This window comes from Gordonia desulfuricans NBRC 100010 (assembly GCF_001485495.1).
GTDB classification, from domain to species: domain Bacteria; phylum Actinomycetota; class Actinomycetes; order Mycobacteriales; family Mycobacteriaceae; genus Gordonia; species Gordonia desulfuricans.
Genome location: NZ_BCNF01000078.1, coordinates 25,732 through 46,565 on the forward strand (window position 1 = coordinate 25,732; position 20,834 = coordinate 46,565).

Below are 20,834 nucleotides of genomic sequence, written 5' to 3' on the forward strand. Positions count from 1 at the left end.
GAATCGCCCACCCGTGCGGGCCGGCGCCGGCGGTGCACCGGCGGACCGGAGCCCGACGGCGGTGGGCTACGTTATGTCCATGACAGGAGTCGTCGACGCCGGCCGCGCGGTGCGCTGAGGCCGATCCGACATGTCCACCCTGGCCGATCTGCTGGCCGAACACACCACCCTGGCCGACCATGCCGCGGCCCATCTGCAGCGCCTCGTGGCCGAATGGCAGCTGCTCGCCGACCTGTCGTTCGCCGACCTGTTGCTGTCGGTGCGCACCGAGGAGGGCGAGGTCGTCACCGTCGCCCAGTGCCGCCCCAACACGGCCTCGACGGTCTTCCCGAACGACGAGGTCGGCACCGTCATCGAACCGCGGGCCAACCCGCAGGTGCTGCGGGCCCTGGCGACCGCGCGCATCGTCCGCGACGAGGACCCGGCGTGGATGGGCGCCATGGCGATCCGCCGCGAGGCGGTTCCGGTGGGATACGAGGGCCGGGTGATCGGCGTGCTGACCCGCGCGGTCGACCTGACCCACCCGCGACTGCCGTCGCCGCTGGAACTGGCCTATCAGGACTCGGCGAACGACCTGAGTCAGATGGTCGCCGACGGCACCTTCCCGCTGCCCGAGGGCAATCCCCGGGGGCTGTCGACGCCGCGCGCGGGTGACGGCTTCATCCGGCTCGACGAGCGTGGCATCGCCGTCTACACCAGTCCCAACGCGTTGTCGGCGTTCCATCGGATGGGGTGGACGTCGGAGTTGTCGGGGACCCGGCTGTCGGAGGTCGCGGCCTCGCTGCTGACCGATCCGTTCGAGTCCGAGGATCTCGGCATCATGCTCGACGGCGCGGCCGGCGTCCACGAACCACCGGCCGGGCCGTACCGCGACATCGGGATGCGGATGGAGGTCGACGCGAGCCGCGCGACCGTACTCATCCGGGCGGTGGGCCTGCGTCCGGGCGGCCGGAGCTCGGGTGCAGTGGTCCTGATCCGTGACGTCACCGAGGTCAAACGTCGCGATCTGGCATTGATCAGCAAGGACGCGACGATCCGCGAGATCCACCATCGGGTGAAGAACAACCTGCAGTCGGTGTCGGCGTTGCTGCGGTTGCAGGCGCGCCGGACCCCGAACAGCGAGGTGCGGGTGGCGCTGACCGAGGCCGTGCGCCGGGTCGCCTCGATCGCCCTGGTCCACGAACTGCTCTCCGGCAGTGTCGACGAGGAGGTCGACATCGACGAGGCCGTGGATCGTCTGGTGCCGATGCTCGTCGACGTCGCCTCGGGGGAGAGCCCGATCACGGTGCGGCACAACGATCGCATCGGTGTGCTCGCATCCGACCGTGCGATGCCACTGGTGATGGTGCTCACCGAATTGATCCAGAACGCCATCGAACACGGCTTCGCCGAGCCCAAACCCGATGCGCGCATTGACATCGAGGCAGACCGTGATGTGCGTCGCCTACGTATCGCGCTGCGTGACAACGGCTCCGGGCTGCCCGAGGGTTTCGACCTCGCGTCGTCGAACCAATTGGGGCTGCGGATCGTGCAAACCCTCGTCTCGATCGAACTCAGCGGCGAGGTGACCGCCGGTCCGAACCCTGCCGGACCGGGAACCGAAGTGCTGGTGACCATCCCGGTGTGAGGCGGGATCGCTGTTGCCCCAACCCCGGACGGGGTGCCGTCGATCGCCGGGGCAACAAAAAACCCGGCCGTGGCCGGGTCTCTTGTGCGCCGCCGGTGGAGGACGGCGTGGGTACTCGCTAGACGCTGCTGCGGGTACGGGTGCGTGCGGTGCGACGCTTCAGTGCACGACGCTCGTCCTCGCTCATTCCGCCCCAGACGCCGGCGTCCTGGCCCGATTCCAGGGCCCACGACAGGCACTCGGCGGTGACGGGGCAACGCGCGCAGACGAGCTTTGCGTCGGCGACCTGGGCGATGGCCGGACCGCTGGTTCCCACTGGGAAGAACAGCTCCGGATCCTCGTCGCGACAGATGGCCTTGTGACGCCAGTCCATTACTTCTCCTTCAGGTGCTTTGCGCACCACTCGAAAACCTCTATGCGGGTGGTTGTGGCTGTAACCGATAGTTCACGCGGAGGCACCGAATGTTTCCGCGTTGTTGCTTGTGAATACTTTCACGAATCCAGACGAAGTCAATGGGCTTCGGTTAACACGTGGGCAATATCACTGTCGGTGGAGCGCCCTTGGCGGGGGGCGGTGGGTCAGCTCGAACCACGATGATCTACTATACGCTCGATCCTCGGTTCAGGTGGGCGAATTCTGCAGGTCGGAACCCGTCCTCCGGCATGATCAGGCCAAGCAGGTGTGGTGAGTTCCACCACAGCAGTGGCTCCGGTCACAGCCGTCCGGGATGTCCGGTTGGCTCACTTCGGGTCGATTGTGCCGTTCTGAGGGAGGGGTGCGACCACGTCCAGGGCATCGGGACGATGGTCGAAACGGATCGCCGTGTGCGCGCCGATGTAGTCGCCGTCCATCTGGACGTCGAGGGGTTCGTCGGCGCTGAACTCCACCCATTCGACGTCGTCGGTGCGGAACAGATGCCGGGCCTTGGGGTTGCGGTGGGTCAGCAGCCGGGTGGCCAGCGGGAGATTGGCCATGACGCCGGTAGAAGTGGCGGCGAAGACGCCGAGGCGGGTGTCGAATCCGGTTGTCGGATTGGTGCGGATCTCCCGGCTGCCCAGGTATGTCCAGGGGCTGGTGTTGCTGACAAAGGCGAATCGCACGTTCTCGAGCGGCTTGTCGTCGGCGGTGGTGACCGTGAAAGTCTTTGTGTCCGAGGCGTTGCTGAAGAAGCTGCGCACCGTGGTCCACAGATACCGCGCCGGTGTGGCGGCCTTGCCGGCCTGACGTTTGTCCTCCATCGCGTGGACGATGATCGCGTCCATGCCCATACCGGCGTTGAACACGAACCAGCGGTCGGCGGAGTGGCCCAGGCCGATCCGACGATGCTCGCCGCGGTCGAGCAGCTCGATCACCTGACGTGTCGCCCGCAACGGATCCCGGTCGATGCCGAGGGTGCGCGAGAACACGTTGGCACTCCCGCCGGGGATCACCGCGAGCATCGGCAACCGGTCGCGGGGCGGGGCGGACGGTGCGCCGAGGAGGCCGTTGACCGTCTCGTTCACCGAGCCGTCGCCACCGTGCACGATCACCGCGTCGTAGCCCTCGGCGGCCGCCCGGGCCCCGAGTTCGCCGGCGTGACCGCGGTGTGTGGTGTGCTCCACATCCACCGGAAAGTGTGAGCTCAAGGTGTTGACCAGGGCATCACGACCCGCGGGGCTGGTCGCGGTGGCGAACGGATTGACGATGAGCATGACGCGCACGACTCCTGAGGATATGGGGTGAGCGGTCGCTTCGCGCAGGCGGCGTCGTTGTGACCGCGTGTCCGGGTGCCGCGCGTCGCCCGTCGTCGCAATCCGTCGTCACCCCTGAAACCGGGGGAAAGTGTTCCTTCCCCGAGGTTCGTGACCGCTCTCGATGCCGCTCGTCACCCCTGAAACCAGGGGAAAGTGCTTCTTCCCCGAGGTCTGTGACCGCTCCCGATGCCGTTCTCCCTCCCTGAAACCAGGGGAAAGTGCTTCTTCCCCGAGTTTCGACGTCTTCCCCGTGTTGCAACTCGGGGACGATGGCGAAAGTAGGGGAAGGTGACTTTCCCCTACTTTCGGGCGTTCCCTCACTTTCGGGCGTTCCCCGGGTTTCGGGCGTTCCCCGGGTTTCGGGGCAGAGGGGGCGTTGCGGGGCCTCGTCGGCGTCGGAGAGGTCGACGACGGCTCAGGTGCGCAGAGCGTACGTGCGCACACCTTCTACTCTGGACGGGTGAGCAAGAGCAAAGACCCGGAGAACGACGCGGGGACCGAGGCCGTGGAGGCGCCGCCCACCCAGATCCGGGTGGCAGGTGCGCTGACCACGTTCGAGGGTGCGGTGGCGTTGATCTTCGCGGTCGTCCTGGTGATTCGTGAGATGGCCGGCCATCACGAGGACTTCATCAGCGGCTACGGCACCGCCCTGTGGTTCGGCATCATCTTCGGTGGCGTCCTGGTGGGCGGCGTGGCGCTGCTCGTCGGCCGCCGCTGGGGCCGCGCGATCTCGCTGGTCGCCCAGTTGTTGCTGCTCCCGGTGGCCTACTACCTGTTCACCAGCGGTCAGGCGATCTTCGCCGTCCCGCTGGCCCTGCTCGCCCTGACCACCCTGGTGATGCTGTTCACCCCGGCATCGCTGCGGTGGATCTCCGCCGACCTGGTCGAGGACGACGCCCCGCCCCGCCCGCCGTCGTCGGGACGTCCCGGCGGCAGCAGTCCGCGGAGCGGGGGCTCCGGGAAGGGGCGTCGATCCAGGTGAGCGTCCTGCGCTCACGGTGATCGGTGGGGTCGGTAGGTCCGTGCGGCGGCGGTACCGGCCGTAAGGTGGGGTGCATGACGCGCATTCTCGCGATTGCGAACCAAAAGGGTGGGGTGGCCAAGACGACGACCGTGGCGTCGTTGGGTGCGGCTTTGGCGGATCTGGATGTGTCGGTGCTCGTCGTGGATCTCGATCCGCAGGGGTGTCTGACGTTCTCGCTCGGGCATGATCCCGACCAGCTCGAGCGGTCGGTGCACGACGTGCTGCTGGGGGACGAAGAGATCGCCGACGTGTTGCTCGACACCGAGGACAACGTGACGCTGCTGCCGGCGACGATCGATCTCGCCGGTGCCGAGGCGCTGCTGTTGATGCGTCCGGGGCGGGAGTACGCGCTCAAGCGGGCGCTGGTCGAGGTGGCCGAGGACTTCGACGTGATCCTCATCGACTGCCCGCCGTCGCTGGGGGTGCTGACCCTCAACGGGCTCACCGCCGCGCACGAGGTGATCGTCCCGCTGCAATGCGAGACGCTCGCCCATCGTGGCGTGGGCCAGCTGCTGCGGACGGTCACCGAGGTCCAGCAGATCACCAATTCGGACCTGACCATGCTCGGCGCGGTGGCGACCATCTTCGACGCCCGTACCACCCACAGCCGCGATGTGCTGTCCGACGTCGCCGACCGTTACGGTCTGCCCGTCCTCGACCCGCCGATCCCGCGGACCGTCCGGTTCGCCGAGGCGTCGGCATCCGGCTCGTCGGTGATGCGTGGCCGAAAGAACAAGGGCGCCATGGCATACCGTCAGCTCGCGGAGAACCTCCGCAAGTACTGGGATGCCGGGGAACCGGTCCGCACCTTCGACCCGAGCTGACCTTCGGGCGGATCGCGGTGGGCCCTGTCAGCCGGCGGGGCCGTACACCTCGACGGTCGGGCCGCGCTGTTCCACCACCGACTCGCCGGCCACCCGCAGGCTCACCGTGCCACCGGTGTATCCCTCGCGCTTCAGCGCGATGGTCCGCACCGGTCTGCCGGTCGCGGGATCACGCACACTGACCCCCGACGGTCCCGGGAGCAGCAACTCCCCGGCCATCATCTCGCCGGGACCCAGCGTCGAGGGCACCAGGTAGCGCGGACGTAGCGACTGCGCGTCGAGCACCACGGTGGCGGTGCCGGTGAAGTAGGTGATGACCCCGCCGGAGGTCAGCGGGATGCTGTCGGCCGGGGGTGCCGGGTTGCCCTGGACGATGTCGGTGCCCGCCGGTGCGCCGTCGGTGTCGAACAGTCGGATGGTGGGCCTGCTCGGGGCGGACGCGTTGGTCCCGCCGTCGTAGACCGCGATCGCCGACCCGCTCATCGCGATGACCACCGGGGGTGGGCCGGTCGCGATGTCGGTGATCAGCGACGACCCGTACTGGGTGACCTTCTCGTTGCTGTCGAGCAGCGCCCCGAGCACGGTCAGCCGGTACCCGGGATCGTCGGCACAGCGTTCGATCACCGTGAGGCGATCGCCGGAGATGGCCGAGGAGAACAGGGTGCAGTCCGTCCGGCCGGGCTGCACGTCGGGATTGACCGGGGCGATGACCCGGCCGTACTCGATGCCGCGGACCAGATTGGATCCCCACGTCTCCAGCCGGCCGGGCCCTTGCGCCAGCACATAGCCGGAGTCGGTGACCAGATGCAGGGTGTCGTCGGCGTCGCTGGTCCGGTTGCCGACGCGGCGCCCGGTGCCACCGTCGAGGGCGGTGACCTCCGAGCATCCACGGGAGTTGCGATAGACCGCGAGTACCTCGTCGGCACTGTTCGGCCACGCCGCCGCGGCGGTGCACAGCGGGATGTCGCGGGAGTAGCGCCACACCTGGTGCCCGGTCTCCGGGTCACGGCCGGTGACCTCGCCGCCGTCGGCGGTGACGATCAGCGACTTGGTGATCGCCGGGGTGCCGGTGGCCGCCGACGCCGCATGCCAGCGGGCGACGAAGGCGGCCGGTACGACGTCGGCAGGTGCGAACGCCGGGGAGTCCGATGTGGCCTGGACGTCGTCGGCGTGGCGAGCGGGAGAGACGTACCAGACCGCCACACCGGCGACGACGAGCACCACGACGATGACAGCGCTGACCACCAGGTCGACGCGGGTCCTGCGTTCCGGTGTGATCGGTGTCCGCACCGGCGGTTCCTGATGCTCGGTTGGCGTCGAGATCGCTTCTGCCCCTGAGTTATTCGGCGGCAGCCGCGGCCGGGGCGCTCTCGTCTGCGCTCTCGGTGGTGCCGGCGTCCCCACCGCTGCGGCGGCGGGCGCCGCCGCGACGACGGCGCCGGCGACGGGGTGCACCGTCGGTGCCCTCACCGTCGCTCTTGCCCTCGGCTGCGGAACCCTCGGCTGCGGTGTCCGGGGTGGCGACCGCGGAGTCGGCGGCTGCGTCGCCGGTGTTCTCGGCCGCATCGTCGTTCACCGTCTTGCCGCCACGGGTCCGACGACGGGTGCGGGTACGGGCCGGACGCTCGGCCCGGGGACGTCGCTCGCCCTCGTCGGACTCACGCTCGCGCTTGGGCTTGGCGATCCGCCCGGTCGCCGACTCCGGGATACCGAGCTCCTCACGCAGGTGCTCGGAGGTGGAGTAGGTCTCTGCCGGGGCGGGGACCTCGAGCTTGAGGGCGTTGTTGATCAGCTCCCAGCGGTGCAGCTCATCCCAGTCGACCAGGGTCACCGCGGTACCGGTACGTCCCGCGCGACCGGTGCGGCCGATCCGGTGCACGTAGGTCTTGTCGTCCTCCGGGCACTGGTAGTTGATGACGTGGGTGACGTCGTCGATGTCGATGCCGCGGGCGGCGACATCGGTGGCGACGAGGACGTCGATGTCGCCGTTGCGGAAGCGCTTGAGCGCCTTCTCGCGCGCGACCTGGCCGAGGTCGCCGTGCACGGCGCCGACCGCGAAGCCGCGCTCGGCGAGGTCGTCGGCGACCTTCTGTGCGGTCCGCTTGGTGCGGGTGAAGATCATCGTGGCGCCGCGACCCTCGGCCTGCAGGATGCGTGCGACCAGCTCGGCCTTGTCCAGGGCATGGGCGCGGTAGACGTACTGCGTGGTGCGCTCGTGCACCGCGGAGTCGTTGGCGTGCTCGGCGCGGATGTGGGTCGGCCGGTTGAGGAAGGTGCGGGCAAGGGTGACGATGGGGCCCGGCATGGTGGCCGAGAACAGCATCGTCTGCTTGTCGGCGGGCAGTGCCGAGATGATCCGCTCGATGTCGGGCAGGAAGCCCAGGTCGAGCATCTCGTCGGCCTCGTCGAGCACCAGCACCGAGACCTTGCCGAGGATCAGATGACCCTGGTTGGCCAGGTCGAGGAGGCGACCGGGGGTGCCGACGACGACGTCGACGCCGGCCTGCAGCTCGGAGATCTGCGACTCGTAGGGGCGGCCGCCGTAGATCGCGGTGATCCGGATCCTGCGCTCGGTGCCGTCGGCGAGGGTGACGTCGAGTTTGCGGGCGGCCACCTCGAGGTCGCCGGTGACCTGCAGGCAGAGCTCGCGGGTCGGGACGATGATCAGCGCCCGCGGCGTGGTGTCGAGGGCGCGCACCCCGGTGTCGGCGGCGTTGGCCAGCCGGTGCAGCAGCGGGACGCCGAAGCCGTAGGTCTTGCCCATGCCGGTGCGGGCCTGACCGATGAGGTCGTCGCCGGCCAGCGCCAGCGGCAGGGTGAGTTCCTGGATCGCGAAGGTGTGGGTCTTGCCGTCGTCGGCGAGCGCCTCGACGATCTGGGGGTCGACGCCGAGCTCGGCGAAGGTCGGCGAGCTGTGGGTCTCGTCGACGATGGTCGTCTGCACGTCTGATTCGGTTCCGGTATCGGTCATGTGGTTTTCGTGTGCCTTTCGTATCTGCTCGAGCACGCACGAAAGGCTCCACATGACCGCGAGCGCCGGGAATCGACGTATCTCGCGGGCCGTCGCGCGGCCGTCGGGGGCCGCGTCGGACGGCGGGTGTGGGCTCGAAGTGCGCGCACAATGCCGGGTGGTCCGCGGTCGCGGGGCAGTCGGGCTGCCGGACATCCACGTGGGTGGAACGCAACGTCCGCGGTACTACACCGACCATCAGTGTACGTGGTGGCCTCGGCGGACCCGTTACCATCAGTGCATGTCGCCGTCTGCCGATGCGTCCGAGCCCCTCCCGACATCCTCGATCGACCCGGACGACGGTGCGATCGCCAAGCTCTTCGCGGTCCTGCTCGCCGGCGAATACGCCGCCTTCTACCGCCTTGTCGCCGAGTCGTCGATGGCCCCGGACGAGGATGCCGGCATCGCCATCGCCCGCATGGCGACCTCGGAGTTCGCGCACTACGAGATGCTCGCCGAGCAGGTGACGCGACGCGGACTCGACCCGGTGGAGTCGGTGGTGCGCTACCGCAAGGTGTTCGACCAGTATCACGACGCGACGACGCCCAAGACCTGGCTGGAGGCGCTGGTCAAGGCGTATGTCGCCGATGGCCTGGCCGCCGATTTCTACAACGAGCTGTCCCAGATGCTGCCCGCGTCGGTGCGTGAGGTGGTGGCGTCGGTGATGGCCGAGACCGGTAATTCCCAGTTCGCGCGGGACCACGTCAACGCCGCGATCGCGGCCGATCCCGACCTGCGTTCCCCGTTGACGCTGTGGGGCCGACGCCTGCTGGGGGAGGCGGTGACCCACACGCAGTGGGTGCTCGCCGCCGAGGACGACGTGATGGATCTGCTGTTCGCCGGGGCGTCGTCGCTGCACGGCGTCGCCGACTTCTTCGAGACGGTCTCGGCACGGCATGCGCAGCGGATGGCCGATCTCGGTCTCGGCTGAGACCGGGTTGCGGCCGGGTTCCGCAGGCCGCGGACGCCCGCGCCTTCCGTCCCGGATCGGCCCTGCGGGCCGCGCTCGTCTCCGGGGATGCGGTTCAGCCCATAGCGGAGCGGCTGACATCGGTCGGCGACGCTGGATTAACCTGGTTCGGCGAGCGGATGTTCGGCGACGATGCGTCACCGTCGAGCCCGCGCACGAGCTCCAACCACAACCGAAGGGTGGCCATGACCGTTGAAGTGAAGATCGGCATCACCGACAGCCCGCGCGAACTGTCGATCGCCTCGGCATTGCCGGCCGAGGATGCACTCGCCGCGGTCGAGGCCGCACTCGCCGGGAAGCAGGAACTCCTGGTGCTCACCGACGACCGCGGGTCGCGGTTCCTGGTGCCGGTCACCAAGATCGCCTACGTCGAGGTCGGCGCCGCCGAGGGACGCCGGGTGGGCTTCGGTTCCTGACCGGTCGCGTTCACCGCAGACACCGACGGCTGCCGGTTCCCCTCGCGGGGACGGCAGCCGTCGGTCGTTTCTGTGCTCGTCGGGCTCGTGCGCCGGCCGGGTCCTCCCGGTGCGCCGGGTTCGGTGTCAGTCGGCCTGACCGTCGTCGGCCGGGGCGACGACGACCGGATCACCGAAGGAACCGCCGGGCTGCATCGGCACATGCGACAGCCCGCCCCACAGCAGGGCGACGGTGGTGTCGACGGCCGTCTGCTTGTCGATCGGCCGCTTGGCCTCGAGCCAGTAGCGGGCGTTCACCTGGCTGGCACCCACCAGCCCGGCCGCCAGCATCCGCGACCGGTAGGGGTCGAGTCCGGAATCCTGCATGACCAGCCCGTACACGGCGTCGACGCAGGCCTCGGTGGCGCCCTCGGTGCGGCGGATGACCGCAGGGTCCATCACATCCGACGCGAAGATCAGCCGGTAGCCGGAGTTGTCCAGGTCGATGAAGTCGAAGAACGCCTCGACCGCCGCCCGCACGCGCTTGCGGTTGTCGGTGGTGGTCAGCAGGGCCTTGTTGACGTCGGCGACGAGCTTTTCGGCATGCGAGTCGACCACGGCGATGTAGAGGTCGAGCTTCGACGGGAAATGCTGGTACAGCACGGGCTTGCTGACGCCCGCGTGGATGGCGATCTCGTCCATCCCCGCCGAGTGGTATCCGCGTTCGACGAAGATCTCGCTCGCGGCTTCGAGCAACTGCATGCGCCGTGCGCTCCGAGGGAGCCGGGTTCCGTTTCGCCCGGAGGAGGCCTTGGCGGCTGTAGACATGGTTCGAGGGTACTCGGGGGGTGACGCCGATCGGCGGCGGCATCGTCGCGGTTGGGGCACGGTTCCCGGTCCGCCGGAACGATGTCCTCCGTGGTATTCGTGCCATCCTGTGAGAAGGTGTGACACGTGAGCCGCACAGAAGATGCGCCCGGGAACGAGTCGAAGGACCCGGGGGCGTTCCGCACCGAGGGGCGGGTCCGGGCCGGGGAGGCCGGACCGCGGACCGCACGTGGTGGGTCGGGGCGGGTCGGGTCGGGGGATGTACCGAGACGACCTCGTCCGCTTCCCGATCAGCCGCTGCGGGCCCGCTGGGATCCCACCGACGAGGTCGGGCGTGCCCGGGGCGACCGCGGTCGGGATTCCGCCGGTGACGACGCCGACGAACCGCAGCCGAATGCGCTGCGACGATTCGTCGCGACCTACGGCTGGCGGGCGTATGCGATCCCGGTGCTGGTGGTGCTGACCGTGATCCTGCTCGTGTTCACCATCCGTGACTCCGACGGCGGGAGCAATGCGTCCGAGGTGGCGCCCGATCCGTCGGCCCGCAATGCGCTCGTGACCGAGGAGACCACCCCGATCGGTGCACCGACCGGGCAGATCCAGGAGGCGCAACTGACCGCCGGCGTCCTGCCGCCGGGAGGCGCGTTCACCGTCGCCGGGAAGAAGACCTTCCACGTGGTGCCCGGCACCACCGGACAGGTCGGGACCGGGGGACAGGCCTACACCTACACCGTCGAGGTGGAGGACGGCCTGAACGGGCAGGACTTCGGTGGTGACCGGTCGTTCGCGAAGATGGTCGACACCACCCTGGCCAACGACCGCAGCTGGATCGGCGACGGCAAGGTCTCGTTCCGGCGGATCGACCGGGGCGAGCCGGACCTGCGGATCTCGCTCGGCTCCACCGGGACCACACGGGAACTGTGCGGATACCAGATCAAGCTGGAGACGTCGTGTTTCTACCCCCCGGACAAGCGGGTCACGCTCAACGAGGCCCGCTGGGTCCGTGGGGCGCTGTCCTATGCCGGTGACGACGTCGCCTACCGGCAGTACCTGGTCAACCACGAGGTCGGTCACGGTATCGGGTACGAGCACCACGTGCCGTGTCCGGCGAACGGGGCGCTCGCGCCGATCATGATGCAGCAGTCCTTCGGGACCGCCAACGCCCAGATCCTGGCGCTCGACCCCGACATCAAGGCCGACCCGGCCTTCGTGTGCAAGCCCAACCCGTGGCCGTTCCCCGGACATTCGCCGACCTGACGAGAACCCGTCCGCGCGACCTGTGCGGACCGGGCGCACGTGGGGAATGCACCACCGCGGGGCATCGTTGACCCTGCCAGTCGGTCGCATCCCCGCGGCCTGATCCGTCGTCGATGATCGGAGGCAGCTGTGTCGTCTTTGCCACCGCTGGTTGAACCCGCGGCCGAACTGTCCAACGAGGAGGTCGCGCGCTACAGCCGGCACCTGATCATCCCGGACGTCGGGATGACCGGGCAGAAACGACTGAAGAATGCCAGAGTGCTGGTGATCGGGGCCGGTGGCCTCGGCTCACCGACCCTGCTCTACCTGGCGGCGGCCGGTGTCGGGACCATCGGCATCGTCGAGTTCGACGTCGTCGACGAGTCCAACCTGCAGCGTCAGGTGATCCACGGCCAGTCCGATGTCGGTCGGCCCAAGGCGGAGTCGGCGCGCGACTCGATCCGCGAGATCAACCCGTTCGTGACGGTGAACATCCACGATCAGCGCCTCGAGCCGGAGGACGCCGTCGAACTGTTCTCCCGGTACGACCTCATCCTCGACGGCACCGACAACTTCGCCACGCGCTACCTCGTCAACGATGCCGCCGTGCTCGCCCACAAGCCGTACGTGTGGGGATCGATCTACCGGTTCGAGGGTCAGGCGTCGGTGTTCTGGGAGGACGCCCCGGACGGCCGTGGAATCAACTACCGCGACCTCTATCCGCAGGCCCCGCCGCCCGGGATGGTGCCCTCGTGCGCCGAGGGCGGCGTGCTGGGCATCCTGTGCGCCTCGATCGGATCGATCATGGGCACCGAGGCGATCAAGCTGATCTGCGGCATCGGCGAGCCACTGCTCGGTCGGCTGATGGTCTACGACGCCCTGGACATGACCTACCGCACCATCCGGATCCGCAAGGACCCCGACGGGGCGAAGATCACCGAACTGATCGACTACGAGGAGTTCTGTGGCGTCGTCTCCGACGAGGCTGCGCAGGCGGCGGCCGGATCGACGCTGACGGCCACCGAACTCAAGGACAAGATCGACGCCGGTGACCGGATCGCCCTGATCGACGTGCGTGAGCCGGTCGAGTGGGACATCGTGCACATCGACGGCGCCACCCTGATCCCCAAGGACCGCATCCTGTCCGGGGCAGCGCTCGCCGACATCCCGCAGGATCGTCCTACGGTGCTCTACTGCAAGACCGGGATCCGCTCGGCCGAGGCCCTCGCCGCCCTCAAGCGCGCGGGGTTCGCCGACGCCAGGCATCTGCAGGGTGGGATCACCGCATGGGCGAGCCAGGTCGACAAAGAGCTGCCGGTCTACTGAGTTCCGGCGCGAACCGGCCCACCGACACCGCGATCGGCCGATCGTCCGGCCCGGCGTCCGCAGGGGCACGTCACCGCGTCGTTCCCGGGGATTGCCCGGCGGGCTCGGTAATCTCTGCAGATGTGAACACTGTCGAGCCGCCCGATCATGTGCTGAACACATTCGGGTTGACCTCCCACCCGCCGATCGCGATGGGCGACTCGTGGCTGGGCGGCTGGCGTGTCGGCGAGGTGGTGCTGTCGCTGGTTCCCGACCACGCGCGTGCCGCGTGGTCGGCGTCGGTACGTGAGAACCTCTATGTCGAGGGGCTGCGGATCGCCCGTCCGTTCCGGGCCACCGACGGTCGCTATGTGGTGTCCGGCTGGCGGGCCGACACCTATATCGCCGGAACCCCCGAGCCACGTCACGACGAGGTGGTGTCGGTGGCCGACCGGCTGCACGAGGCCATCGCCGATCTGGACCGTCCTCGGTTCCTGCTGCAGCAGCCCGCGCCGCCGCACACCGACGTCGACGTCTTCAACGCCGCCGACCGGGCTGCCTGGGAGGATGTGCCGTTGCGGACCGCGCGCGCCGCGGGGATGGCCGAGCCGACGTCGGCGGACGGGCAGGAGAGCGTCGCGATCCTCAAGACCCTGGCGACCCTGCGTAAGCCGGTCGAGCTGAAAAACCAAGTGGTGCACGGGGATCTGTTCGGGACCGTGCTGTTCGCCGGGGCGGCGGCACCCGGGATCACCGACATCGTGCCCTACTGGCGCCCGGCGTCGTGGGCGGCGGCGGTGGTCGTCGTCGACTCCCTCGCCTGGGGTGGCGCCGACGACGATCTGGTCCGCCGCTGGTCCGATCAGCCGGAGTGGCCGCAGATGATGTTGCGGGCCACCATGTTCCGGCTTGCCGTCCATGCCCTGCACCCCCGGTCCACCGCCGGCGCGCTACCCGGTCTCAAACGGGTCGTCGACATCGTCCGTCTGATGGTATAACCGCAGGTACGCGCAGTTCTGTCGGTGCGTTCGCATCGTCCCATCCGGCTCACACCCCCAGGTGGTGGATGTGAGAACAACGTGACTTCTCAGTCACGACCGTGACAAGTGGCGCAACACGGCGTCCCTACCGTTGGTTCAACGATCGACGCTGATCGTCGGTCATACGGCCACAGCCCCGACGCCACAGTCACTTGTCACCAACCCGATGGGACACCACATGGCAACCTCACGCCTGCTGGACAATCTGCGAAGAGACCACACGATCACCGACTGGGATCCCGAGGACACCGTTGCCTGGGAGGGCGGCAACGCCCTGATCGCCCGCCGCAACCTCGTCTGGTCGGTGATCTGCGAACACATCGGCTTCTCGATCTGGTCGCTGTTCTCGGTGATGGCCCTGTTCATGGGACCCGAGTACGGTATCAACGCCGACCAGAAGTTCGTGATCGCGGCCACCGCCACCTTTGTCGGTGCCTGCCTGCGCGTCCCCTACACCCAGGCCACTGCGCGATTCGGCGGCCGGAACTGGGCGATCTTCTCCGCGGTGGTGCTACTCATCCCGACCGGCCTCACCATGATGCTGATGATGAACCCGGGCGAATTCGGCTTCGGTTGGTTCCTTTTCGTCGCAGCGCTCACCGGATTCGGCGGCGGCAACTTCGCCTCGTCGATGACCAACATCAACGCCTTCTATCCGCAGCGGCTGAAGGGCTGGGCTCTCGGACTGAACGCCGGTGGCGGCAACATCGGTGTGCCGGCCGTGCAGCTGCTCGGCCTGCTGGTGATCTGGCTGGCCTCGGACAAGCCCGAGATCGTCTGTGCCATCTACCTTGTCGGTCTCGCCATCGCCGGTGTCGGTGCCGCGATCTACATGGACAACCTCGATCACCAGACCTCCAGCGGCCGTGCGATGATCGACTGCCTCAAGCACTACGACAGCTGGTTGATCTCCATCCTCTACATCGGCACCTTCGGATCGTTCATCGGCTTCTCCTTCGCGTTCAGCCAGGTGCTCAACATCTCGTTCAAGTCATCCGGTGAGACCGCCGCCGCGGCAGCACTTTCGGCCGCACAGATCGCCTGGATCGGTCCGCTGCTGGGATCGCTGTTCCGTCCGCTCGGGGGGAAGTTCGCCGACCGCTTCGGCGGTGGCAAGGTCACCCTGTGGTGCTTCGTCGGCATGGTCGCCTCCTCGATCATCCTGGTGATCGCCGGAACCGTCGCCGACGGACATGCGGGCCACAAGATCGAGACGCCGCAGCTGGCCGGATTCATCGTCGGGTTCATCCTGCTGTTCGCCATCTCTGGTATCGCCAACGGCTCTGTCTACAAGATCATCCCGACGATCTTCGAGCACAAGTCCCGCAACCTGACCGGTGTGGACGGCATGGCCCGCACCCTGTGGTCGCGGTCGATGTCGGGAGCACTGATCGGGATCGCCGGTGCGGTCGGCGCGCTCGGCGGCGTCGCGATCAACCTGGTGCTGCGCAGTAGCTACAAGGCCAACCAGTCGGCCACCATCGCGTTCTGGATCTTCCTGGCCTTCTACGTGATCGCCGGTGTCATCACCTGGTGGTTCTACGCCCGCCGGGAGGTCGTCCTCGACCCGAACTACAGCCACACCGACGACATCCACGTGGTCTCACCGGAAATCGCTGCGGCACTGGAGGGTTCCGGTAAGAGCGCAGAGTCCACCGACACCGCAGAAGCCACCGACGCCGAGACCGTCGAGGCGAAGGCCTGACCGGGCCTGGCAGACGAGAGCAGTACACGCATGACGAAGGGAACCGAGATGAACACGTCGCGCACCGTCGTGGTCGCCGGACACGGAATGGTCGGACATCGATTCGTGCAGGAGATGCGCCGGCGGGACACCGATGGCACCTGGCGCGTCGTGGTGATCGGTGAGGAAGCCGAACCCGCATACGACCGGGTGGGCCTGTCCTCCTACGTGGGCGAGTGGGATCGCACCGCACTCGCATTGAGCGGCAACACCTATGACGGTGACATCGCGGTGGAGTCGTTGTTGGGGGAGACGGTCACCTCCGTCGACCGTGCCGGACGCCGGGTGGTGACCGACTCCGGTCGTACCGTCGACTACGACGCGCTGGTGCTCGCGACCGGCTCGTACCCGTTCGTCCCGCCGGTCAGCGGTCACGATCACGAGAAGTGCTTCGTGTACCGCACTCTCGACGATCTCGACGGCATCCGCGCGGTGGCCGAGGTCGCCGGACCGGGTGCGGTCGGCGTGGTGGTCGGTGGCGGGCTGCTCGGCCTCGAGGCGGCGAATGCCCTGCGGCTGTTGGGGATGACCCCGCATGTCGTCGAGTTCGCCCCGCGGCTGATGCCGATGCAGGTCGACGACGGCGGCGGTGCGGTGCTGGCCAACCTGGTCACCGATCTGGGGCTGCATGTGCACACCGGGGTCGGCACGTCGGCCATCGCCGACAACGGTACCGGCGGGGTGTCGGTGACGCTGAGCGACGAGTCGGTGATCGACGCGGCACTGGTGGTCTTCTCGGCCGGTGTGCGCCCGCGTGATCAACTCGCCCGCGATGCCGGTCTGGCGGTCGGCGAACGAGGTGGTGTGCTCGTCGACACCGGTTGCCGCACAGATGATCCCGACATCTTCGCGATCGGTGAGGTGGCCGCGGTCGAGGGGCGTTGTTATGGGCTGGTCGCCCCGGGATACTCCACCGCCGAGGTGGTCGCCGAACAACTGCTCGGCGGAGCCGCGGAGTTCCCCGGTGCGGACATGTCCACCAAACTCAAGCTGCTCGGTGTCGACGTCGCGAGCTTCGGTGATGCCATGGGCACCACCGAGAACGCCCTCGAGATCGTCTACTCCGATCCGGTGGCCGGCAAGTATGCCAAGGTCGTCATCTCCGACGATGCGTCCACCCTGCTCGGCGGCATCCTGGTGGGTGACGCGTCGGCGTACGCGATGCTCAAGCCGATGGTCGGTCGCGCGATCCCGGGTGACCCGGCGGCACTGATCACCCCGGCGGGCGGCGGCGCGGGCGTCGGTATCGACGCGTTGCCCGACGATGCCGAGATCTGCTCGTGCAACGGCGTTTCCAAGGGGACGATCTGTTCGGCCATCGCCGAGGGCGCCTGCGACATCGCGGCGGTCAAGGGGTGTACCTCGGCCGGCACCACCTGTGGTGGTTGCGTGCCGAGTATCAAGGCCCTGCTCGAGGCGTCGGGCGTGCAGCTCAGCAAGTCGCTGTGTGAGCACTTCACGCAGTCGCGCGCCGAGCTGTTCGAGATCGTGTCCGTCACCGGCATCCGCACCTTCTCCGAACTGATCGACCGGTACGGCACCGGATCGGGCTGCGAGATCTGCAAGCCCACCGTCGCGTCGATCCTGGCGTCGACGTCGAGCGATCACATCCTCGACGGCGAGCAGGCCGGTCTGCAGGACACCAACGACCACTTCCTGGCGAACATGCAGAAGAACGGGTCGTACTCGGTGGTCCCGCGGATGCCGGGTGGCGAGGTCACCCCCGAACAGCTGATCGTGATCGGTGAGATCGCCCGCGACTTCGACCTGTACACCAAGATCACCGGTGGTCAGCGGATCGATCTGTTCGGTGCCCGGGTCGATCAGCTCCCCGAGATCTGGCGTCGCCTCGTCGATGCGGGCATGGAGTCGGGGCATGCCTACGGCAAGAGCCTGCGGACGGTCAAGAGCTGCGTCGGCTCCACCTGGTGCCGCTACGGTGTGCAGGACTCGGTGGGGATGGCGGTGTTCCTGGAGAAGCGGTACCGCGGTCTGCGGTCGCCGCACAAGCTGAAGTTCGGTGTGTCCGGCTGTGCCCGCGAGTGTGCCGAGGCCCGCGGCAAGGACGTCGGTGTGATCGCCACCGAGCACGGATGGAACCTGTACGTCGCCGGCAACGGCGGTCAGACACCCAAGCATGCGCAGCTGCTGGCCGGTGGTGTGGATGACGAGACGCTCGTCGCCTACATTGACCGGTACCTGATGTTCTACATCCGCACCGCCGACCGACTTCAGCGCACCGCGCCGTGGCTGGAGTCGCTCGAGGGCGGACTGGACCACCTCAAGGCGGTGGTCTGCGACGACAGCCTGGGGCTGGCCGCCGAGCTGGAGGCGGCGATGGAGCTCCACGTCGCGGGCTACCGTGATGAGTGGGCCGCAGTATTGGAAGACGAGGACAAGCTGAAGCGGTTCGTGTCGTTCGTGAACGCTCCGGAGGTGTCAGACCCCACCATCCGGTTCACCGAGGGAGACGAGCGCAAGGTCCCGGTGTTGCTCGACCTGCCCACCGTTCGGTCGGCGTCGGTCGGGGCCGGTGTCCTCGTGGAATCGGCCGGGACGGATGTCCCGCTGGAATCGGAAGGAGTGCGCTGATGACGATCATCGACACTGCCGAACAGACTCAGACGGGCGTCTGGGTGCGCGTGTGTGCACTCGACGAGCTCGTCGTCGGACGTGGCGTCGGGGTGCTGGGACCGCACGGGGCGCAGGCCGCGCTGTTCCGCATCCCGGCGTCGGAGACCGACCGCGAGGCCGTCGGACGGTCGCGGCTGCACGCGATCGGCAACATCGACCCGTTCGCCCGCGCCGCGGTGCTCTCGCGCGGGCTGACCGGTGACCACGGCGGCGAGCCCACCGTGGCGAGCCCGATCGGCAAGCAGGTGTTCTCGCTGCGGTCGGGGGTGTGCCTCGACGACGACACCGTCGCGGTGCCGTCGCTGGCGGTGCGGGTGGTCGACGGTGTCGTCGAGGTCCACTTCGCCGCTGCCGTCGATGGGACACGATGAGCGACAGCCGCCGCCCGGCCACCGTGCCGGACGAGTTGCCCCTCGAGGGATTCACCATCGGGATCACCGCGGCCCGGCGATCGGAGGAGTTCGCGGCCCTGCTGACGCGTCGCGGTGCCGAGGTGATGCTGGCGCCGACGATCCGGATTCTGCCGCTCGTCGACGACACCGAACTCGAGCGGGTGACCGGTCGGATCATCGCCGATCCGCCGGACATCATGGTCGCCACCACCGGAATCGGTTTCCGCGGTTGGGTGGAGGCCGCCGACGGGTGGGGTGAGGCCGAGGCGCTGGTGGCCGCGCTGGACAAGAGCCGGCTGATCGCGCGTGGTCCGAAGGCCAAGGGCGCGATCCGTGCCGCCGGGTTGCGGGAGGAATGGTCGCCGGAGAGCGAGTCGTCGTCGGAGGTGCTCGACCGCCTGCTGGCCGAGGGTGTCGACGGGGTACGGGTGGCGGTGCAGCTGCACGGTGCCACCACCGAGTGGGAGCCGCTGCCGGACTTCTGCGCGGTGTTGCGTGCGGCCGGTGCCGATGTCCTGGCCGTGCCGGTGTACCGGTGGAACATGCATCCCGATGTGGGCCGGATCGACAAGATGATCACGGCCACCATCCGGGCCGACCTCGATGCCATCACCTTCACCAGTGCACCGGCCGCTGCGGCGATCCTCACCCGCGCCAAGGAACTGGGAAAGCTGCAGCCGTTCGTGCACGCGATGCGCACGGCGGTGCCGGTGATGTGTGTCGGCTCGGTCAGTGCGGGCCCGCTGGAGGCGTTGCAGATCCCGACGGCCTATCCACGCCGATTCCGGTTGGGTGCGTTGGTGCGGTTGATCACCGACGAGCTGCCGCGCCGGAGCCGCACCCTGCGGGTGGCCGGCCACGACACCGCGATCCGCGGTCAGGCGGTCCTGGTCGACGGTGAGATGCGGGACGTGTCCGCGACCGGACAGTTGTTGTTGAAGATGCTGGCGAAGTCGCCGGGACGGGTGGTCGGGCGGCAGGAACTGCTGCGCGGACTACCGGGTGACAGTGCCGACACCCATGCGGTGGAAGTCGCGGTGGCACGCCTGCGGGCGGCCCTCGGTGACTCCAAGATGATCCAGACCGTGGTGAAACGCGGTTATCGGCTGGCCGTCGACCTGGAATACGACGAGGCCGAGGAACCCGAAGAGACGGGGGACGAATGATTCGACATACCAAGCAGTTCCGACTTCCACACGGCGACCGGCTGGCCGACGTGCACCCGGTGCTCGTGGCGCACGGGACCCGCAATCCGCACGGCGTCGCGGTGATCGCCGAGATCGCCGAGCTGGTGGCCGCCAAGGTGGGCTGCACCCGCACGGCCTTCGTCGACGTGCTGGGTCCCACGCCCAGCGAGGTGATCGCCGACCTCGACCATGGCCGCCCGGCAGTGCTCGTGCCCGCCTTCCTGGCATCGGGATACCATGTGCGCAAAGACATTCCCGAGCATGTTGCCCTCGCGGGACGGTCCGACACCATCGTCACCCGTGCGCTCGGACCCGATCCGGTGATCGCCGATGTCACCCGTCGTCGCCTGGTCGAGGCGGGCTGGCGTCCCGGTGATGCGGTGGTCCTGGCCGCAGCCGGTTCCTCCGATCCGTCCGCCTGTGCGCAGGTGTCGCTGGCCGCCCGCCAGCTCGAGTCGTTGATCGGTGGGCACGTCGAGGTGGGCTTCATCGCCACTGCGACACCCACTGTTCCCGATGCCATCGCACAGGCCCGCAGCACCGGCCGTCGCGTCGTGGTGGCGTCACATCTGTTGGCGCCCGGTCTGTTCCACCAGCGGCTGTTCACCTACGGTGCCGATGCCGTCACCGAGCCCCTCGGTGCCGACCCGGCGATCGTCGACCTCATCGTCACCCGCATGCGTGCGGCCGTGAGTCCCTACCGCACCACCGCGCCGCTGCTGCACTGACGTCGCTGTCGGCGATGTCGGTGACCACCTCGAAGTGGGTGGTGCCTCGTTACGCTCCGTGTCGGCTCAACCATCAATTGCCGCAACGGAAGTTGGTGGTTGAGCCGGGGCCGAGCATCGCGAGGACCCGTGTCGAAACCTCGGTGGGTCGACGGT

Annotated in this window: 18 protein-coding genes; 13 read left to right on the forward strand and 5 right to left on the reverse strand. The window is 68.3% G+C overall.

From position 1 onward, the window contains the following. Positions 1-130: 130 nt before the first annotated feature. The gene (locus GD1_RS13400; RefSeq protein WP_059037476.1) at positions 131-1,627 is read left to right on the forward strand and encodes a sensor histidine kinase; all 1,497 of its coding nucleotides are present in this window, start codon (positions 131-133) and stop codon (positions 1,625-1,627) included. Positions 1,628-1,745: 118 nt separating this feature from the next. Here the strand turns inward: GD1_RS13400 and GD1_RS13405 are convergent, their stop codons facing one another. Both GD1_RS13405 and GD1_RS13410 read right to left on the reverse strand, forming a co-directional pair. After that, positions 1,746-2,000, reverse strand: coding sequence for a WhiB family transcriptional regulator (locus tag GD1_RS13405; RefSeq protein WP_006330074.1), 255 nt, complete (start codon positions 1,998-2,000; stop codon positions 1,746-1,748). Between the two features lie 368 nt (positions 2,001-2,368). Beyond that, the gene (locus tag GD1_RS13410; RefSeq protein ID WP_059037478.1) at positions 2,369-3,319 is read right to left on the reverse strand and encodes a diacylglycerol/lipid kinase family protein; all 951 of its coding nucleotides are present in this window, start codon (positions 3,317-3,319) and stop codon (positions 2,369-2,371) included. A gap of 502 nt (positions 3,320-3,821) precedes the next feature. On the opposite strand from GD1_RS13410, the gene GD1_RS13415 reads away from it, so the two are divergent. Next, entirely contained in the window at positions 3,822-4,343 is a 522-nt protein-coding gene (locus tag GD1_RS13415; protein WP_059037505.1) for a hypothetical protein, read from the forward strand. A 74-nt stretch (positions 4,344-4,417) separates the two neighbouring features. Continuing rightward, complete coding sequence (locus GD1_RS13420) at positions 4,418-5,209, forward strand: ParA family protein (protein ID WP_059037480.1); 792 nt, start codon at positions 4,418-4,420, stop codon at positions 5,207-5,209. 27 nt (positions 5,210-5,236) lie between these two features. On the opposite strand, the gene GD1_RS13425 is transcribed toward GD1_RS13420, so the two are convergent. Continuing rightward, on the reverse strand, positions 5,237-6,499 hold the full coding sequence (locus GD1_RS13425) for an Rv3212 family protein (protein WP_174519054.1): 1,263 nt from the start codon (positions 6,497-6,499) through the stop codon (positions 5,237-5,239). Positions 6,500-6,548: 49 nt separating this feature from the next. Beyond that, positions 6,549-8,180 carry a DEAD/DEAH box helicase gene (locus GD1_RS13430; RefSeq protein ID WP_059037481.1) on the reverse strand — a complete coding sequence of 544 codons (1,632 nt, stop codon included), beginning with the start codon at positions 8,178-8,180 and terminating at the stop codon, positions 6,549-6,551. A 280-nt stretch (positions 8,181-8,460) separates the two neighbouring features. Here GD1_RS13430 and GD1_RS13435 point away from each other — a divergent pair, with 280 nt between their 5' ends. After that, positions 8,461-9,150 (forward strand): ferritin-like fold-containing protein, encoded by a 690-nt coding sequence (locus GD1_RS13435; RefSeq protein ID WP_059037483.1) that lies wholly within the window; start codon positions 8,461-8,463, stop codon positions 9,148-9,150. 224 nt (positions 9,151-9,374) lie between these two features. Beyond that, positions 9,375-9,605 (forward strand): DUF3107 domain-containing protein, encoded by a 231-nt coding sequence (locus GD1_RS13440; protein ID WP_059037508.1) that lies wholly within the window; start codon positions 9,375-9,377, stop codon positions 9,603-9,605. 126 nt (positions 9,606-9,731) lie between these two features. Here GD1_RS13440 and fasR read toward each other — a convergent pair whose 3' ends face one another. Continuing rightward, positions 9,732-10,412 carry an HTH-type transcriptional activator FasR gene (fasR, locus tag GD1_RS13445; RefSeq protein WP_059037485.1) on the reverse strand — a complete coding sequence of 227 codons (681 nt, stop codon included), beginning with the start codon at positions 10,410-10,412 and terminating at the stop codon, positions 9,732-9,734. A gap of 126 nt (positions 10,413-10,538) precedes the next feature. Between fasR and GD1_RS13450 the strand changes: the two genes are divergently transcribed. The 8 genes from GD1_RS13450 (at position 10,539) to GD1_RS13485 (ending at position 20,678) form a co-directional block, all read left to right on the forward strand. Then, complete coding sequence (locus GD1_RS13450; RefSeq protein ID WP_083534177.1) at positions 10,539-11,669, forward strand: DUF3152 domain-containing protein; 1,131 nt, start codon at positions 10,539-10,541, stop codon at positions 11,667-11,669. Between the two features lie 129 nt (positions 11,670-11,798). Beyond that, on the forward strand, positions 11,799-12,974 hold the full coding sequence (gene moeZ / locus GD1_RS13455) for an adenylyltransferase/sulfurtransferase MoeZ (RefSeq protein WP_059037487.1): 1,176 nt from the start codon (positions 11,799-11,801) through the stop codon (positions 12,972-12,974). 122 nt (positions 12,975-13,096) lie between these two features. Beyond that, positions 13,097-13,951 (forward strand): TIGR02569 family protein, encoded by an 855-nt coding sequence (locus tag GD1_RS13460; protein WP_059037489.1) that lies wholly within the window; start codon positions 13,097-13,099, stop codon positions 13,949-13,951. Between the two features lie 220 nt (positions 13,952-14,171). After that, on the forward strand, positions 14,172-15,698 hold the full coding sequence (locus GD1_RS13465; protein ID WP_059037491.1) for a nitrate/nitrite transporter: 1,527 nt from the start codon (positions 14,172-14,174) through the stop codon (positions 15,696-15,698). A 30-nt stretch (positions 15,699-15,728) separates the two neighbouring features. Further along, entirely contained in the window at positions 15,729-18,329 is a 2,601-nt protein-coding gene (nirB, locus tag GD1_RS13470) for a nitrite reductase large subunit NirB (RefSeq protein ID WP_059037492.1), read from the forward strand. Next, entirely contained in the window at positions 18,329-18,742 is a 414-nt protein-coding gene (gene nirD / locus GD1_RS13475) for a nitrite reductase small subunit NirD (protein ID WP_059037494.1), read from the forward strand. The genes nirB and nirD overlap by 1 nt, the downstream gene beginning before the upstream one ends. Beyond that, a complete protein-coding gene (locus GD1_RS13480; protein ID WP_059037496.1) occupies positions 18,739-19,929 on the forward strand; it encodes a uroporphyrinogen-III synthase in 1,191 nt (396 codons plus the stop codon). Before nirD ends, GD1_RS13480 begins: the two co-directional genes overlap by 4 nt. Further along, entirely contained in the window at positions 19,926-20,678 is a 753-nt protein-coding gene (locus GD1_RS13485) for a sirohydrochlorin chelatase (RefSeq protein WP_020793803.1), read from the forward strand. The genes GD1_RS13480 and GD1_RS13485 overlap by 4 nt, the downstream gene beginning before the upstream one ends. Positions 20,679-20,834: the final 156 nt, after the last annotated feature.

What these genes read in the sequence shown, in the direction of transcription:
- GD1_RS13400 (WP_059037476.1), top strand. Translation starts at nt 131, where the DNA reads ATGTCCACCCTGGCCGATCTGCTGGCCGAACACACCACCCTGGCCGAC.
- GD1_RS13405 (WP_006330074.1), bottom strand. Translation starts at nt 2,000, where the DNA reads ATGGACTGGCGTCACAAGGCCATCTGTCGCGACGAGGATCCGGAGCTG.
- GD1_RS13410 (WP_059037478.1), bottom strand. Translation starts at nt 3,319, where the DNA reads ATGCTCATCGTCAATCCGTTCGCCACCGCGACCAGCCCCGCGGGTCGT.
- GD1_RS13420 (WP_059037480.1), top strand. Translation starts at nt 4,418, where the DNA reads ATGACGCGCATTCTCGCGATTGCGAACCAAAAGGGTGGGGTGGCCAAG.
- GD1_RS13430 (WP_059037481.1), bottom strand. Translation starts at nt 8,180, where the DNA reads ATGACCGATACCGGAACCGAATCAGACGTGCAGACGACCATCGTCGAC.
- GD1_RS13435 (WP_059037483.1), top strand. Translation starts at nt 8,461, where the DNA reads ATGTCGCCGTCTGCCGATGCGTCCGAGCCCCTCCCGACATCCTCGATC.
- GD1_RS13440 (WP_059037508.1), top strand. Translation starts at nt 9,375, where the DNA reads ATGACCGTTGAAGTGAAGATCGGCATCACCGACAGCCCGCGCGAACTG.
- fasR (WP_059037485.1), bottom strand. Translation starts at nt 10,412, where the DNA reads ATGTCTACAGCCGCCAAGGCCTCCTCCGGGCGAAACGGAACCCGGCTC.
- GD1_RS13465 (WP_059037491.1), top strand. Translation starts at nt 14,172, where the DNA reads ATGGCAACCTCACGCCTGCTGGACAATCTGCGAAGAGACCACACGATC.
- nirB (WP_059037492.1), top strand. Translation starts at nt 15,729, where the DNA reads ATGACGAAGGGAACCGAGATGAACACGTCGCGCACCGTCGTGGTCGCC.
- nirD (WP_059037494.1), top strand. Translation starts at nt 18,329, where the DNA reads ATGACGATCATCGACACTGCCGAACAGACTCAGACGGGCGTCTGGGTG.
- GD1_RS13480 (WP_059037496.1), top strand. Translation starts at nt 18,739, where the DNA reads ATGAGCGACAGCCGCCGCCCGGCCACCGTGCCGGACGAGTTGCCCCTC.
- GD1_RS13485 (WP_020793803.1), top strand. Translation starts at nt 19,926, where the DNA reads ATGATTCGACATACCAAGCAGTTCCGACTTCCACACGGCGACCGGCTG.